Genomic DNA, 14,317 nt, shown 5'->3' with positions numbered 1-14,317 from the left:
GGGGGACCGGCAGATGAGCGACGAGGCGAAGGCGAAGAAGAAAAAGGGCGGGGGCATGAAGATGATCCTGCTGGCCGCCGCCGCGCTCGTTCTGGGTGGTGCGGGAACGGCTGGCGGGCTTTATGCCGCCGGTTTCTTCAGCGCCAAGGAAGAAGGCCCCAAGGAAGATCCCAACAAGCCGGTCCTCGTCCTCGCGGGCGAGAGCGCCGAGGAAGTGGCCAAGGCCCATGGCATGGGCAGTGAAGGGCATGGCGGAGGCGGCGGCCATGCGTCTGCGCACAAGCCGGGCAAGGGTATCGACCTGCCCACGCCCGCCAATCCGGCCGCCTATCAGGCCACCTATTTCCAGTTGCAGGCGCCCTTCACCTCCAACATGTCGGACACTGACGCCTTCGCGCAAATTTCGGTGGCGGTTTCCACCTATTACGACCTGCGCGTGATCGAGGCGATCAAGACCCATGAGATGGCGATTCGCAGTCAGGTTCTGATGATGCTCGCGCAGCAGCCCGAAACGATGCTTGCGACGCCCGAAGGCAAACGCCAGCTCCAGGGGCGCATAAAGGGCGTCATAAACGATATTTTGAAGCAAAAGACGGGTTATGGCGGCATAGATAACGTTTATTTTACCAATTTCGTTATTCAATAGGGGTGCCTGAAAGGTCGGGAAGTCCCCCGGTCCACTAGGGCAGGGGACTATCATGACCGACGTTCAGACCTACGCCCTCGGGCGCGGGGAATCGCAGACACCACAGCTGCTGTCCGGACTAGACCGGCTGGGCGAAAAGCTCGGCCGGCGTTTGCGTGCCTTGATCGAGCCTATCTCCGGCGTGCGCCCGCACATCGCGATGCTCGACGCGCGGGTGCTCGATTTCGGCGAATGGTCGGCGGAAGTGCCCGCCTTTTCCAGCATCGGCGTCTATCGCATTACGCCGCTGAAAGGGCAGATGCTGCTGCGCATGGACGCAGCCATGATCTCGACCCTGGTGGATTGCTTCTACGGCGGCCCCGGCAATCGCCCGTTGCCTGCCCGTGGCGAGTTCACGCCGACCGAAGACCGGCTGATCAGCCGTATTTCCGAAGGCGTGATCGGGCGTCTCGTCGAAAGCTGGAACGATATTCTGCCGCTGGAAATTGGCCTCATCGTCCGTGAAGCAGGCATCGGCTTCGCGTCGGCCGCGCAGCCGGGCGAACAGATGGTGCTGCAACGCTTCATGCTCAGCATCGCGCGGGATCAGGAATGGCCGATCGACCTGCTGTTTCCCCTTTCCTCGCTGCGCGCGGTGGAGCCGCTCATGGGCGCCAAGGCCACGGTTGATGAAGAACGCATCGACCCGGTGTGGCAGGCGCGCATCGCCAATCGCATGCGCGACATCCGCCTGCCCGCCCGCACCGTGCTGGCACGCCCCAACCTCTCGCTCGCCGATCTCATGCAGTTGAAGACCGGCGACATTATTCCAGTGAACATCAGCCGCAGCCTGCCACTGATTGTGGGCGACCGCATCGTCGCTCACGGATCAATCGGCGAGCAGGACGGCCGCGCCGCATTCCAGATCGAAAAGATAGCACAGGGACCTGAACAATGAGTGACATGAGCGAAGCGCCGCGGATTGACGGCTTTGCCGAAGAAGGGCTGAGCCGCATGGCGAACAATCGCCAGTTCCGCCTGCTGGCCGACATTCCCGTCCGCATGTCGGTGGAGGTTGGCTCCACGTCGCTGCGGCTGGCGGAGGTCATGGACCTGGCCGAAGGCAGCATCGTGGAACTGGATCGTCAGGCCGACGACCTGCTCGACATCATGGTCAACGGCGCCCTGATCGCCAAGGGTGAGGTCGTCACGGTGAATGGCCGTTATGGCATCCGCATCGTCGATATTGCCGCCGCCGAAAGCCGCCTTGCCGGGGTCGAACGGCGCGGCTGATCGCGATCAATGCCTTTTTCTCTTGCTGCGCGCCGATCTTTCTGATTCGGAAAGGCGATTAACCATGAAAGCGGATCGCGCCCCATGTTCTGGTACTTCGTCAAACTGCTGATCCTTCTGCCGCTGGTCGGCGGCATGGCGTTCGGCGCGCTGTGGCTGTGGCGCAAATATCAGCCCGGCATGATGGCGGGTCAGGATGGCCGGTCGCTCAAGATGCTGGAGGCGCTGCCGCTCGGCACCTTTGGCAAGCTCGCTGTAGTCGAGTTCGAGGGAAAGAAGATCCTGCTGTCCGTCACGCGTGGGCGGATCGAGAAGATCGCGGAAGGCGATTCCTATCGTGCGGGGCGCTAAGCTTTTTCTCTCCGTTCGCCCTGTCCGAACGAGTCACTCGCCTCGTTCGAATGTCGAAGGGCATCCCTTCTCTTCAAGAAGTAAAGGGCTTCGACAAGCTCAGCCCGAACGGGTGTCAGGGCGTCTGGTGATCGCCCTTCTGGTCGCAGGGCTGCTGTCTTGGTTGTTCTTAACGACCCCCGCGCTGGCCCAAGCCGCCGCTCCGGCCGCGCCCGTCGATAATGGCGGCGCGCTGACCAAGGCGATGGGCGCGATTTCGGGCGACGGCCGTTCGCTGTCGCTCTCGCTGCAAATCCTCGTCCTTATGAGCCTGCTGTCGGTGCTGCCGTCGCTCGTGCTCATGATGACCAGCTTCACCCGCATCATCATCGTCCTGTCGCTGCTGCGCCAGGCGCTGGGATTGCAGCAGACGCCGCCCAATCAGGTGCTGGTTGGCCTCTCGCTGTTCCTCTCGCTCTTCGTGATGCGCCCGGCGATCGACCAGATCAACGCACAGGCCTTCGACCCCTATGGCAAGGGCCAGATCAGCATCGAGGAAGCGGTCGGCCGATCGGGCAAGGTGCTGCACGGCTTCATGACCAAGCAGACGCGCGAGACCGACCTCAAGCTCTTCGCCAATCTTGCCGAAGCGCCCGCCTTCCGATCGCCCGCCGACATTCCCTTCTCGATCCTGCTGCCTGCGTTCGTGACGTCGGAACTCAAGACGGCGTTCCAGATCGGCTTCATGATCTTCCTGCCGTTCCTCATCATCGACCTTGTGGTGGCCTCCACGCTGATGGCGCTCGGCATGATGATGTTGTCGCCGACGATTATCTCGATGCCGTTCAAGCTGCTGTTGTTCGTGCTGGTGGATGGTTGGGCACTGACCATGGGGTCGCTGGCGGGGTCGTTCGCGACGTGACGAAAGCGCACTCCTCTCCTCCGTTCGCCCTGAGCCTGTCGAAGGGCTTCTCCTTTCTTGAAGAAGTTAGGGGCTTCGACAAGCTCAGCCCGAACGGGGGGAGGGTGGGCTAGTGGACAACGCCGACTTCTTCATGGGCCTCGCCCAACAGGCGCTCTGGATCACGGCGCTCGCCGCTGCGCCCATCCTGATCCCCGCGCTGATCGCGGGCGTCCTCATCGGCATGGTGCAGGCCGCCACCTCCATCAACGAACAGACGTTGAGCTTCATCCCCAAGATCATCGTCGTCGGCGCGATGCTGGTGCTGTTCGGCGGGTCGATCCTCGTCCTGATCGCCGATTTCACCCGCGAGATATTCGAACGCATCCCGGACCTGCTGCAATGATCGCACCGGGCTTCGCGAATGTGGAGACGCAGCTCTGGATCTGGCTCATCGCCATGATCCGACCGGGCGCGGCCTTCATCGCGGCGCCCGTGTTCGGCGCGCCCGCCGTGCCGCTGCCGCTGCGCTTCATCCTTTCGCTGGCGCTCGGCATGGCCGCGCTCAACAGCGTCACGATTCAGCTGCCGCAGGACGGCGTCGCCAGTTTCGCGGGCGTCATGCTGGTTATGGGCGAAGTGCTGGCTGGACTCGCCATGGGGTTTGCGGTCCAGATCGGCTATGCCGCCGCCTTCGTCGCGGGGGAGACGATCGGCAATGCCATGGGCCTCAACTTCGCCGCCATGGTCGATCCGTCATCCGGCCAGGCGACGCAGGCGATCGGCACGTTCCTGTCGATCCTCGCCACCTTCCTCCTGCTCGGCATGGACGGCCACCTGATGCTCGCCAGCTTCGTGGTGCAAAGTTACAAGGCGCTGCCGCCGGGCGACGCGATGCTGAGCAATGACGCGGTTTGGCACCTCGTCCAGTTCGGCGGATCGCTGCTCGGCGCGGGAGTCACCGTCGCGCTGCCGGTCGGCTTCGCGCTGATCCTCGTGCAAATCATCATGGGCATGCTCGCCCGCAGCGCGCCGTCGCTCAACCTTTTTGCCGTGGGTATGCCGGTTGCCGTCATGGCTGGCCTTATCCTGTTGGCGATCGCTGCGCCGGTGATGGGCGAGGGACTGACCGCCGCGCTCAAGGCCGGGCTCGACCAAGCCCAGTCGATCGCGGAGGGCCGCTGACATGGCCGGGGACAATGGCGGCGGCGAAAAGACCGAGAAGCCAACACAAAAGAAATTGCAGGACGCCGCCAAGAAGGGTGACATCCTCCAATCGAAGGAATTGGCTACCGCGCTGGTGGTGATGGCCGGGATCGGCTGGATCGCGGTCACGGGTCCGTCGGTCATCGAATCCCTGTCTCAGATGTTGATCGAGGCGCTGCGTTTCCGGCGTGAAGACATCATGGACTTCGCGCCTGCCGCGCGCGGCATGAGCCTGCTCACCGGCATCGCCTTGCCGGTTGGCGGCATCTTGCTGGCGACGACGCTCGCGGCCATTGCGGGACCAGCCATCCTCGGCTCCCTTGGCTTCCGCCCCGGCGCCTTCGCGCCCAAGGCGTCGAAGCTCAATCCGGCAGCGGGCCTCAAGCGCATGTTCGGCATGCAGGGCCTCATCGAACTGATGAAATCGATCGCCAAGGTCACGCTGCTCGGCGCGATCGGTGTCTGGCTGATCTGGGACCGGTTGACCGCCATCATCGGCCTCGGCTCGCAGGGGCTTGCGCCAGCCATGTCGGACTTGGGCAACATGTTCATCATGACCTGCCTCATCATGGCGGGCGGCCTGTTCCTGATCGCGGGCATCGACGTGCCCGCGCAGATCATGCAGCGTTCCAAGCGCCTCGGCATGAGCAAGCAGGACATCAAGGACGAGCATAAGGAAAGCGAAGGCTCGCCGGAACTCAAAGGCCATATCCGCCGCCGCCAGTTCGAGGTGTTGAGCGGATCGACGCGCAAGGCCGTGGCCGAAGCCAGCGTCATCATCACCAACCCCACCCACTTCGCCGTCGCACTGCGCTACAAGCCGGGGCAGGACGCCGCGCCAGTCGTGGTCGCCAAGGGATGCGACGCCATCGCCGCCGCCATCCGTGAGTTGGCTGACCAGAATGGCGTAACGGTGCTGCAATATCCCGACCTTGCCCGCGCCATCTACTTCACCTCGCGGGCCGGGCAGATAGTCAATGAAGGGCTCTACATGGCGGTCGCGACCGTCCTTGCCTTCGTCTTCCGCGTGGAAAACCGGATGGCGAGCGAGATCGATCGGCCCTTCATCAGCGTGCCCGACGATCTGCGCTTCGACGCCGATGGGCAGAAGCTGTAAGGCATTCCGAAGTCATCGGCACACCCCTAATCCGTTCGCCCTTCGGATCGACAAGCTCAGCCCGAACGGGGGTAAGGGTGATGCCGAAAAACTTCTTAGGTGAACTAAAACTTAGGCATTGCTGGCCGTAATATATTCACGGGGACGCATTCAGATGGTGCGTCATGAACAAATATGTTTCGCGGAGCGACTTAACACAGGTTGATCGGGTCTCATCCCGAACGCCGTCGGCCGTGCCCCCAGTCCAGGCGATTGCAGCCCAGCAGGGAGCCGATCGGCATGCGGGCAAGCGCCAGAAGGGCGACCCGAAGTCCACTCTGTCCGAAGATGATCTCGCCAGCGCGGCGGAATATGCCAAGGTGCATGCCCGCGTGGCCGACATACTGGCGGAACTGCGCTCGGCCTCGGCCGCGCCCACGGTTGAAGCGGCGGAGGCCGATATTCAGGCGCTGCTGCCAGCGCCGATGATCCTGGTGCCGTTGCCGCCCGCATCGAAGGACGTGGTCGAAAGCGCCGTCACCTTGGGCAAACGCATCGCCGAGCAGGCAAGCTATGCCCATGCCGCGCAGGCGCATCTGCGCCGTGGCACGGTGGATCAGCTGCTTTCAATCGACGGTTGAGGAAAGATCGCCGCGCGCGATCTTCCTTACCCCATGAAAATCATTCCTAAAGGTCTTCGTCCTAGAGCCGTTCTCATCCTCGAAAGGACGGACGATGACCTCGGTAAGCAGCAGCATTTCAACAGCGCTCGGCATTGGGTCCGGCATCGACACCGGAGCGCTGGTCACCAGCCTGGTGAGCGCCGCCCGCGATCCGAAGCAAAAGGTCATCACCGATCGCCAGAGCGTCAACAATGCAAGGATTTCGGCGCTTGCATCGGCCTCCAGCTCGCTCGACACTTTTGCCAACGCGCTGAACAGCCTGCTCGCCGGAACGGGTTTCGCGGGTTCGCCCGCTTCCAATGATCCCAGCATAGCCGCTGTCAGCCTGCTGCCGGGCGGCGTGCCGAAGCTCCCGGCGCAGCTTCAGGTGCAGCAGCTCGCCGCCGCGCAGACCATTGCGTCCGCGCCCGATTCAGGCGCCACCGCCGCCACCGTGCTTGGCGAGGGCAACTTCGCGCTCACAGTGGGCGCAGGCGCCGCCGTCCCTATCACGCTCGGCGCCGGTGCGACCTATGCTGATCTTGCCGCAGCGATCAACGCAGCCGGGACAAGCGTCAGCGCCAGCGTGATCACCGACAATCAGGGCACGCGCCTGGTGATGAAGGGCGCGACGGGCGCGACGAACAGTTTTACCTTCACCAACACATCTTCGCCCGCAAACGCCGCGCTCGACGCCTTCACATGGGATGGCACGACCGGCGGGATGAGCCGCGAGGTGCAGGCGCAGGATTCGATCATCTTTCTGGATGGCGTCGAGCAGCACTACAGCAGAAACACGATCGATACCGCCATCGCCAATCTGCGCATCGACCTGAACAAGGCCGCGCCGGGCACTGACGTGACCCTGGCGACGACCGAGCCGACCACGTCGATGCGCGACCTGATGGTCGAGTTCGTCGATGCCTATAATACGCTGATGAAGGCGCTGAATACCGCCACGGCGGCCGGGGGCAATTCGTCCAGCGCGGGCGCGTTGAACGGCGAGGCGTCGATCCGCGACATGAAGCGGCAGCTGTCGCAGATGACGTCGGCCGTGCTTGCCCCGACGGGAACCTACACGACGTTGTCGTCCATCGGTATCAGCACCAATCGCGACGGGACGTTGAAGCTGGATACCGCCGCGCTCGACAAGGCGCTTGTCGCCGACGCAGCTGCGGTCACCCAGATGCTGAACCCGGCGGTCAAGTCGGACACGACGCCCGGCCTCGCCGGTTTGATGGACGGCGTGCGCGACAGGATCCAGCAGACCGACGGGCCGCTCGTTACTGCGAAGAGCAAATATGAAAAGCTGAGCGAGGCGTTGGCCGAGCAGCTGGAAAAGCTGAACGACCAGATGACCAACTATCAGGCGCAGCTTTCGAAGGTCTATTCGGAGATGGACAAACGTCTGGCCGCCTTCAAGGCGACCCAGACCTATCTGGAACAGCAGGTCGCCATGTGGACCAAGAGCGATAATTGATAACAGGGGTCAGGTAAGATGTTCTATTCTCAGCAGGGCTATGCAGGCAATCGCGCGGCGCGCGGCTATGCGGCCGTTCATTCGGGCAGCCGGATCGAAGGCGCCACGCCCCATGCTTTGGTGAAGGTGCTGTTTGACGAACTGGTGATCGCACTCGAAGCGACCGCACTCGCCGAACGCAACAATGACCGCCTGAAGGTGTCGGACAAGCAGGCGCGCGCCATGTCGATCCTGATCGCGCTTGAATCCAGCCTTGACTTCGACAAGGGCGGCGACATCGCCATGGGCCTTGCGCAAATCTACCGCGAAGCGCGCCGCTTGCTGCTGTTGAGTGCCAAGGAACGCTCGCCCGAACATGCCGAGCAGGCCCGCGACATCATCGCCGAAATCGCCGACGCCTGGAACCAGATCGGCTGACGATTCTCTAACGGCCGTCATCCCAGCGAAAGCTGGGATGACGTTCCTGGAATGGCTTGCGCCACTCCGGCGCCGCTAGTATAGGCAGCGCTCGCAAAGGGCGGCCCGGCGGGGGCCGCCTTTTTGCGTTTTGGTACTTTTTCACATCAGCTCCAGCGAAGGGAGGGCCACCATGTCGATTACGCCGCTCATGCCCGTTTACCCCCGGTGCGATGTCCGCCCGGTGCGAGGCGAGGGCTGCTATCTGATCGGCGAGCGTGGCGAGCGTTATCTCGACTTCGCCAGCGGCATCGCGGTCAATCTGCTCGGCCATGGTCATCCGAAACTGGTGAAGGCGATCGCCGATCAGGCTGCGACGCTGATGCACACGTCGAACCTCTACGGCATGCCGCTGGGGGAGAAGTTCGCGCAGCGGCTGGTCGATTCGACCTTTGCCGACACGGTCTTCTTCACCAATTCAGGCGCCGAAGCGGTCGAATGCGCGATCAAGACCGCGCGCCGCTATCACTATGTCAATGGGCAGGCGCACCGGCACAACATCATCAGTTTCGACAACGCCTTCCACGGCCGGACGCTTGGAACCATCTCGGCCACCAGTCAGCCCAAGATGCGCGATGGCTTCGAACCCCTGTTGCCCGGCTTCACCGTCGTACCATTCAACGATCTGGAAGCTGCCGCCGCTGCCGTCGATGAGAACACCGCCGGTTTCCTCGTCGAAACCGTGCAGGGCGAAGGCGGCGTCACGCCCGCAACCCAGGAGTTCCTCGCCGGTCTGCGCAAGCTGTGCGACGAGAAGGGCATGCTGCTGATCCTGGACGAAGTGCAGTGCGGCTATGCCCGCACCGGCACCTTCTTCGCCCATGAGCAATATGGCGTGAACCCGGACATCATGGCCGTCGCCAAGGGCATCGGCGCGGGCTTCCCGCTCGGCGCCTGCCTCGCGACGGAGGAAGCGGCCAAGGGCATGGTGTTCGGCACCCATGGCTCCACCTATGGCGGCAACCCGCTCGCTATGGCGGTCGGCCTGACTGTCCTGGACGAAGTGCTGGGCGAAGGCTTTCTCGACCATGTGAACAGCATCGGCGCGCGCCTGCGTTCGGCGCTGGAGCAGCTCATCCCCAACCACGACATGTTCGAGGATGTGCGCGGTCTTGGCCTGATGCTCGGCGTCAAGCTCAAGGATAGCAGCGACGCGCGCGAGTTCGTGGCGCATCTGCGCGACAATCATGGGCTGTTGGTGGTGTCTGCGGGACAGAATGTCGTCCGCATCCTGCCGCCGCTCATCATCGACGAGAAGCATGTCGCCGAATGCATCGAAAAGCTGTCCGCTGGTGCCCGCAGCTTTGCGGAGGCCGCAGCGGCTTAAGTCCAATCTCCGTTCGCCCTGAGCTTGTCGAAGGGCTTTCCTTCTCCTGAAGGGAAGTGAAGGGCTTCGACAAGCTCAGCCCGAACGGGCTTGAGGGTTAGATCATGACCAGACATTTCCTGAATCTCTCCGACGCTGGCGCCGACGCGCTCGCCGCCATGCTCGCCGACGCCATCGACCGGAAAGCCGCCCGCAAGGCCCTGCCTAAGGGCCAAGCCGACGCCGACGCGCCGCTCGCTGGCCACACGCTGGCGATGATCTTCGAGAAAAACTCCACCCGCACCCGCGTCAGCTTCGATATGGCGATCCGCCAGTTGGGCGGCACCTCGCTGATCCTCGATGGCGCGACCAGCCAGCTTGGCCGGGGCGAAACCGTGGCGGACACGGCCCGCGTGCTCAGCCGCATGTGCGACATGATCATGATCCGCACCGACGATCATGCCAAGATCGAGGAAATGGCCCGCTATGCCACCGTCCCGGTGATCAACGGCCTCACCGACCTGTCGCATCCGTGCCAGATCACCGCCGACCTTTTGACCTTGGTCGAACATGGCGTCGCCTTGCCCGGCAGCCAGTGGGCATGGCTGGGCGACGGCAATAATGTCCTCCACTCGATCATCGAAGCGGCGGGCCTCTTCAAGTTCGACCTGCGCATCGCCGTGCCCGAAGGCTATGAGCCCGATCACGCCTTCATCAAGGAAGCGCAGGCTCTGGGCGCGGGCATCACGCTCACCCGTGATCCCGTCGAGGCGGTCGCGGGGGCCGACGCCGTCGTCACCGACACCTGGATTTCCATGGGTCAGGCGCATGCGGACGAAAAGCTGAAGGCCATGATGCCCTATCAGGTCACGCAAGACCTGATGGCAAAGGCAAAGCCCAGCGCGAAATTCCTGCACTGCCTGCCCGCCCATCGCGGCGAGGAAGTCGTCCCCGAAGTGATCGACGGCCCACAATCGCTGATCTGGGACGAAGCGGAAAACCGCATCCATGCACAAAAGTCCGTGCTGCTCTGGGCGGCGGGTCGCCTTGGTTGAGTTTGCCGGACATATTCCTATCTAGCAGCGAACCGGCCGGGCGATAACGCCCGGCCGCCGCTATATTCCCGCCCTGCACCGGGACTAACGGAGCTTGTCTTGAACGCATCCGATATCGATCAGGCCCTGGGCTTCACCATTCCGTCGCGCCACGCGCGTGGGCGTATCCTTCGCCTTGGGCCGGTGCTGGATCAGGTGCTTGCCGCCCACGCCTATCCGCCGCCAGTCGAAAGGCTGCTCGCCTCCGCGCTGGTCCTCGCGGCGCTGCTCGGCTCGACGCTCAAGGATGCGGGGGGACAGCTTACGCTTCAGGCGCATAACGAACATGGCGTCGTCAGCCTGCTCGTCGCCGATTACAAGGGCGGCGAAGTGCGCGGCTATGCCAAATTCGATGCCGATCGGCTGGCAGAGCTGGGGCCTGACCCGACGCTGTTCGGCCTGTTCGGCAAGGGCTATCTCGCCATCACCTTTGACCAGGCGGTGACCGGCGAACGCTATCAGGGCATCGTCCCGCTCGATGGCGATTCGCTCGCGCAGGCGGCCGAACATTATTTCTTCCAGTCCGAACAAATCCCCAGCGTCGTCCAGATCGCTGTCCGCCATGAAGCGGGGCAGGGCTGCTTCGCCGCAGGCATGCTGCTCCAGCATCTGCCCGAAGGTGAAGTGGGCCGCGAACGTCTCCACACGCGGCACGATCATCCCGAATGGGAACATGTTCAGGCGCTGGCCGTCACGCTCAGTGACAACGAACTTACCGACGAAGCGCTGCCGCTGACCGATATCGTCTGGCGCCTGTTCCATGAGGAAGAGGTGGTGCGCGTCACCGATCCGGTCGACCTGACCAAGGGCTGCCGCTGCGATCTGGCCCATATCCGTAGCGTGATCGGCCGTTTCCCCGCTGAAGAACGCGCCCAAATGGCTGATGAACAGGGGGTCATTGGAGTAGATTGCGCCTTTTGTTCGCGTTTGTTTCCAGTTTCGCTGGACAGTTTCGCGCAAGGCTGACACGAATTTATTGCGACTTCGGAACAGGTTGGGGCGTTAGCGGGGGCTGGCGCTATCAACCCGCCGGATTTGGGTGCATGAAGGCCGTGCCGCCATGCACGCGGCGAGCCGCTCCGGAGTTCGGGATGAAATACGGGGGCTATTGAATGACGTCAGGTCTGCACGTCTTGAGCGCGGCCATCGCGATGCTGATCGCTGTATCGCCGGTTGGCTCGCAGGCGCTTTCCGAACCGCCGCTCAGGGGGCTGGAACCGGGCGAATGGGAATTGCGCGAACGGCCGGAGGAAGGCGGGAAGGGCGATATACGCCGCATCTGCCTTGCCGATATTCGCCAATTGATCCAGCTTCGCCATGGTCGCAACAATTGCAAAAGGCTGACGATCGACGAAAGCGCCAAACGGCTGACGGTCAGCTACGATTGCGCCGGGGCAGGGGGTGGGCGCACCGATCTGCGCATCGAAACGTCCAGGCTGGTGCAAATCCACGCTCAGGGGATTGCGGGCGGCGCGCCCTTCTCCTTCAGCATGGAAGGACGGCGCATCGGCGCCTGCCATTGACCGCACCGCTTGCGCCAGCGCGCCTGTGGCGGTAGCGGAGCGCCCATGACTGCCAATGATGTGAAAACCGCTGTCGTCCTGCTGTCGGGCGGGCTGGATTCGATGGTCGTGGGCGGCCTCGCGCGCGAGGCGGGCTATGAACTGGTCGCGCTGACGATTGATTATAATCAGCGGCACCGCGTCGAATTGAACGCCGCCGCGCGCATCGCCACTGTTCTTGGGGTCCGGCGACATATCGTCCTTCCGCTCGATCTTACCGCCTTTGGCGGATCGGCGCTGACGGCGGACATCGCGGTGCCGAAGGACGGGGTGGGACCGGGCATTCCCAACACCTATGTGCCCGCGCGCAACACCATCTTCCTGTCGCTGACGCTTGGTCTTGCCGAAGTGTCGGGAGCGAACGACATCTTCATCGGCGTCAACGCACTCGACTATTCGGGTTATCCCGATTGCCGTCCCGAGTTCATCGACGCCTTCCAGAATATGGCGGCACTCGCGACCAAGGCTGGCGTCGAAGGGCATCCAGTCCGGATCAACGCCCCGCTCCAGCATATGAGCAAGGCCGACATCGCGCGTGAGGCGAACCGGCTGGGGCTGGACGCCGGGATGAGCTGGTCCTGCTACGATCCCGCGCCGGGCGACCAGCATTGCGGGCTTTGCGACAGCTGCCGCCTTCGCTCCAGGGGTTTTGAGGAAGCGGGCCTGCCCGATCCAACCCGCTACGCAGCCAAGCCATAAAGGACAGGCGGATGAGCTATGCCGTCAAGGAGATGTTCCTGACGCTTCAGGGCGAAGGCGTCCATAGCGGCCGCCGCGCCGTCTTCATGCGCTTTGCCGGGTGCAACCTCTGGACCGGGCGCGAGGAGGATCGGCGCAAGGCCGTGTGCCAGTTTTGCGACACCGATTTCGTCGGCACGGACGGCGACGGTGGCGGCAAGTTCGCCAATGCACAGGCGCTCGCCGACGCCGCGCTCGCCTTCTGGGGGGCCGGTGAAGAGGGGCGCTACATCGTGATAACGGGCGGGGAGCCCATGTTGCAGGTCGATGACGCCCTGATCGACGCGCTCCACGCTCATGGCTTCACCATCGCCATCGAAAGCAACGGCACGATTGCGGCCCATCCCGACATCGACTGGGTCTGCATCAGCCCGAAGGCAGGCAGTGACGTCGTGCAACGCAGCGGAAATGAACTGAAACTGGTCTGGCCGCAGCCGGGCAGGGGGCACAGCATCGCCGACGTGGAGGCGATGGAAGGCTGGGCTTTCGACAACCTGTTGATCCAGCCGCTCGACAGCGCGGAGGCGGCGGCGAACATGCAGGCGGCGATCGATCTGGTCATGGACCGCCCGAAATGGCGGCTAAGCCTTCAATCGCATAAATATCTGGGACTGCGGTAAGAGCACTCGCCCTCAAGTCCCAAACCTAACACCGTTCGGGCTGAGCTTGTCGAAGCCCTTCTCTTCTTTTTAAGAAGTAGAGCCCTTCGACATCCGAAAGAGGCAAGTGACTCGTTCGGACAGCCCGAACGGGGTGGGTGATCCCAGATATCAGACCGTCGCTCGATCCGCTAATCTTGGTTCGCGACATCCTATCCTACCAGGACTCCGGAAGAGAGGAGCCCCTATGGCCCCGCTCGCCGCCTCAAACCTACTTAGCCGCCACCTTTTGCTCATAAGCCACCTGGCATTCCGGCCGCAGCTTGTTCTTCTTCCAGCATTTCTTATCGAACGAGGGCAGGGTTAGCGCATAGCTCCGGCCCGGATCGCCGTAAAATTGCTCACCCGCCAGCACCAGTGACTTCTTGATCGATCCAAGGCCTGTGCGCGCCACTTCATGCAGCGACCCGCGATTGGCGAAGATCGCCTGCCGCCCGACCTGACCCGCCGCCTGGCAGAAGCCGCGCTGCGCCTGGACGGTCGAATAGCCCGAATAGATGCGCGTGCCATATTTGTCGGACGCGGCCTGGCCCGGCTTGCCCTTGCCGACGGTGCGTTGGAAATAGCCGAGCAGGACGGACTGGGCCGAGTCCATCTCCGCGTCATGATGCGCGATCATCGCGTTGTAATTACTGATCGACAGCAGCGTCGGTTCGAACTGGCACTGGAGCGCCGCGACGTTGAGCGCGGCGCGCAGGTTCCACACCAGGCCCGCGCGGATTTCCTCCGCCGTGGCGCCGGGCAGGCCGAGCGCGGTCGCTGCGTCCGCCTCCGTCAGCGGCGGGCTGGAAAAGTCGGGCGGCGACCAGAAAAACTGGGCGGCGGCCGGTTGAGCCAACAGCGGCGCGGCGGCAATCATCAACCCGGCACAGACCCGGCGCAGCGTGGAACAGGATGTCATGACTTCCC

General features: G+C 63.3%; 18 protein-coding genes. 17 read left to right on the top strand and 1 reads right to left on the bottom strand.

Features of this window, described 5'->3' with window-relative positions:
- Positions 1–13 precede the first annotated feature (13 nt).
- The 17 genes from ACZ5TB_RS08120 to queE all read left to right on the top strand — a co-directional run bounded on the left by ACZ5TB_RS08120 (position 14) and on the right by queE (position 13,369).
- Complete coding sequence (locus ACZ5TB_RS08120; protein ID WP_464790834.1) at positions 14–646, top strand: flagellar basal body-associated FliL family protein; 633 nt, start codon at positions 14–16, stop codon at positions 644–646.
- Positions 647–698: 52 nt separating this feature from the next.
- Entirely contained in the window at positions 699–1,583 is an 885-nt protein-coding gene (locus ACZ5TB_RS08115) for a flagellar motor switch protein FliM (RefSeq protein ID WP_464790833.1), read from the top strand.
- A complete protein-coding gene (gene fliN, locus ACZ5TB_RS08110; RefSeq protein WP_464777992.1) occupies positions 1,580–1,918 on the top strand; it encodes a flagellar motor switch protein FliN in 339 nt (112 codons plus the stop codon). The genes ACZ5TB_RS08115 and fliN overlap by 4 nt, the downstream gene beginning before the upstream one ends.
- Before the next feature lie 84 nt (positions 1,919–2,002).
- Positions 2,003–2,269, top strand: coding sequence for a FliO/MopB family protein (locus tag ACZ5TB_RS08105; protein ID WP_464790832.1), 267 nt, complete (start codon positions 2,003–2,005; stop codon positions 2,267–2,269).
- Positions 2,270–2,393: 124 nt separating this feature from the next.
- A complete protein-coding gene (fliP, locus tag ACZ5TB_RS08100; RefSeq protein ID WP_464792513.1) occupies positions 2,394–3,170 on the top strand; it encodes a flagellar type III secretion system pore protein FliP in 777 nt (258 codons plus the stop codon).
- A 112-nt stretch (positions 3,171–3,282) separates the two neighbouring features.
- Positions 3,283–3,555, top strand: a complete 273-nt coding sequence (fliQ, locus tag ACZ5TB_RS08095) for a flagellar biosynthesis protein FliQ (protein WP_066527003.1) — start codon at positions 3,283–3,285, stop codon at positions 3,553–3,555.
- Positions 3,552–4,334: a flagellar biosynthetic protein FliR gene (gene fliR / locus ACZ5TB_RS08090; protein ID WP_464777990.1), complete on the top strand. Its 783-nt coding sequence runs from the start codon at positions 3,552–3,554 to the stop codon at positions 4,332–4,334. The genes fliQ and fliR overlap by 4 nt, the downstream gene beginning before the upstream one ends.
- Position 4,335: 1 nt before the next feature.
- Positions 4,336–5,472, top strand: a complete 1,137-nt coding sequence (gene flhB, locus ACZ5TB_RS08085; protein ID WP_464790831.1) for a flagellar type III secretion system protein FlhB — start codon at positions 4,336–4,338, stop codon at positions 5,470–5,472.
- Between the two features lie 164 nt (positions 5,473–5,636).
- Positions 5,637–6,092 (top strand): hypothetical protein, encoded by a 456-nt coding sequence (locus ACZ5TB_RS08080; protein ID WP_464790830.1) that lies wholly within the window; start codon positions 5,637–5,639, stop codon positions 6,090–6,092.
- A 94-nt stretch (positions 6,093–6,186) separates the two neighbouring features.
- Positions 6,187–7,593 (top strand): flagellar filament capping protein FliD, encoded by a 1,407-nt coding sequence (gene fliD / locus ACZ5TB_RS08075; protein WP_464790829.1) that lies wholly within the window; start codon positions 6,187–6,189, stop codon positions 7,591–7,593.
- 18 nt (positions 7,594–7,611) lie between these two features.
- Positions 7,612–8,010: a flagellar export chaperone FliS gene (locus ACZ5TB_RS08070; protein ID WP_464777986.1), complete on the top strand. Its 399-nt coding sequence runs from the start codon at positions 7,612–7,614 to the stop codon at positions 8,008–8,010.
- Positions 8,011–8,182: 172 nt separating this feature from the next.
- The gene (locus ACZ5TB_RS08065) at positions 8,183–9,376 is read left to right on the top strand and encodes an acetylornithine transaminase (protein WP_464790828.1); all 1,194 of its coding nucleotides are present in this window, start codon (positions 8,183–8,185) and stop codon (positions 9,374–9,376) included.
- Positions 9,377–9,480: 104 nt separating this feature from the next.
- A complete protein-coding gene (gene argF / locus ACZ5TB_RS08060) occupies positions 9,481–10,410 on the top strand; it encodes an ornithine carbamoyltransferase (RefSeq protein WP_464790827.1) in 930 nt (309 codons plus the stop codon).
- 99 nt (positions 10,411–10,509) lie between these two features.
- Positions 10,510–11,415: an Hsp33 family molecular chaperone HslO gene (gene hslO / locus ACZ5TB_RS08055; protein ID WP_464790826.1), complete on the top strand. Its 906-nt coding sequence runs from the start codon at positions 10,510–10,512 to the stop codon at positions 11,413–11,415.
- A 146-nt stretch (positions 11,416–11,561) separates the two neighbouring features.
- On the top strand, positions 11,562–11,972 hold the full coding sequence (locus ACZ5TB_RS08050) for a DUF3617 domain-containing protein (protein ID WP_464790825.1): 411 nt from the start codon (positions 11,562–11,564) through the stop codon (positions 11,970–11,972).
- Between the two features lie 45 nt (positions 11,973–12,017).
- Positions 12,018–12,710 (top strand): 7-cyano-7-deazaguanine synthase QueC, encoded by a 693-nt coding sequence (gene queC, locus ACZ5TB_RS08045; protein WP_464790824.1) that lies wholly within the window; start codon positions 12,018–12,020, stop codon positions 12,708–12,710.
- Between the two features lie 11 nt (positions 12,711–12,721).
- Positions 12,722–13,369, top strand: coding sequence for a 7-carboxy-7-deazaguanine synthase (gene queE / locus ACZ5TB_RS08040; RefSeq protein ID WP_464790823.1), 648 nt, complete (start codon positions 12,722–12,724; stop codon positions 13,367–13,369).
- Between the two features lie 250 nt (positions 13,370–13,619).
- Here the strand turns inward: queE and ACZ5TB_RS08035 are convergent, their stop codons facing one another.
- The gene (locus ACZ5TB_RS08035; protein WP_464790822.1) at positions 13,620–14,309 is read right to left on the bottom strand and encodes a hypothetical protein; all 690 of its coding nucleotides are present in this window, start codon (positions 14,307–14,309) and stop codon (positions 13,620–13,622) included.
- Positions 14,310–14,317 lie beyond the last annotated feature (8 nt).

The sequence above is a fragment of the Sphingobium sp. TomTYG74 genome, from assembly GCF_055393875.1.
This window is presented reverse-complemented; position numbering and strand designations above follow the sequence as displayed.